General features: G+C 45.4%; 2 protein-coding genes. Both read right to left on the bottom strand.

The features are described 5' to 3' along the window. Positions 1 to 48: 48 nt before the first annotated feature. Positions 49 to 957 (bottom strand): IS3 family transposase, encoded by a 909-nt coding sequence (locus tag LKD36_RS17450; RefSeq protein ID WP_118489533.1) that lies wholly within the window; start codon positions 955 to 957, stop codon positions 49 to 51. Beyond that, positions 954 to 1,295 (bottom strand): transposase, encoded by a 342-nt coding sequence (locus tag LKD36_RS17445; protein ID WP_006855988.1) that lies wholly within the window; start codon positions 1,293 to 1,295, stop codon positions 954 to 956. The genes LKD36_RS17450 and LKD36_RS17445 overlap by 4 nt, the downstream gene beginning before the upstream one ends. Between the last annotated feature and the right edge of the window lie 78 nt (positions 1,296 to 1,373).

Here is a 1,373-nt window from a genome sequence, read left to right as displayed (position 1 = left end):
TGATATTGTCAATATTGGTTGACACATTTATCTCAAAGATATCATTTCCTATGCAGCCAGGCCCAGAGATTGGTAGTATCTCTGACGCTTAATCATAGGAGGAAGCCCACCGTTGGCAGAGCAGATCCTCCTGTTGTTCCAGTAACTGATGAAATATCTCCAAATAAGAACTCTCAGCTCATCCGTGGTCAGGCTTTCCGTATTGTAGCGGTCATAGAGAAGCTCGCTTTTCATTCTGGCCCACATGCTTTCACATCGAGCATTATCGTGGCACCTGCCACCATCACTGTTCATGCTTTGTATAATGCCATATTTAGAAAGCGCCTGACGGTAGGTTTCACTGGTATATTGTCTTCCTCTGTCGGAGTGCACAATGGCACCTCGCAGATCAGGATGCGCCAGATAGGCATTATCCAGTGTATGCTCACACAGAGTTGCCTTCATGTTTGTTTCCATTGCCAGTCCCAGAACGCTGGAATCAAAGCAGTCGAAGATGGCTGAAACATACAGTTTTCCATCTTTTGCCTTGATTTCTGTGATATCAGTTACGCATTTTTCAAGTGGCTTATCAGCCTTGAACTCTCTCTTCAGAAGATCATCTGACTTACGTGCTTCCCGATCAGCCTTGGTAATGCCATTTGGCTTGCGCTTTGGCCGATGGACAAGTCCTATTTCATCCATAACCCTGTAAACGGTTCGTTCACTGGGGATCTTGATTCCCGTCGGATTCTTAAGGAGCAGTGCTTGGTACATGCGAATACGTCCATAGGTATCATTGCATTCATCCTCAGCATGGATCACTCTCATGGCATCAGCAAGATCCTGATATTTCCAAGGGCGATCTTTAATAGCAAGATATTTGTAGAAACCCTGGCGGCTGACGCCAAGCATCCGGCAATAGAATGAGAGTTTTCCCTTAATCACGCCGTCTTTCGTTTTTATGGCAATGAACATCATTCTTTGGTTCTTGCTGACTTCCGACGGCTGGCTGCGAAAAAAGCGCTTGCTTCCTCGAGAAATTCATTTTCCTCTTTCAGACGCCGGATTTCTTTGTCCTGATCTTTAACGCGTTTGCGGAGCATGGCAAGCTCCTCAGCAAGACTCATCGCGCTTTCCGGAGTATGTGCACCGTCGCCAATATCCAATGTGCCTGCTCTAACTGCTTTCAGCCATGTGTGGATGGTTCCTTCTGGGATACCTAATTCTTTGGCTGCCTTAGCACCGCCGATTTCTTTGGCAAGTTTGACAGCCTGGATCTTATATTCCTGGTCGTATTTACGTTGGGTTCGTGACATTGAGAGTTCCTCCTTATTCTCTTTTATTATACATGAATTCCTTGAGAATAAGGTGTCAACTTTATTTATACAACATCA

Origin of the sequence: Hominiventricola filiformis (assembly GCF_020686965.1) — a bacterium.
GTDB classification, from domain to species: domain Bacteria; phylum Bacillota; class Clostridia; order Lachnospirales; family Lachnospiraceae; genus Hominiventricola; species Hominiventricola filiformis.
This window is presented reverse-complemented; position numbering and strand designations above follow the sequence as displayed.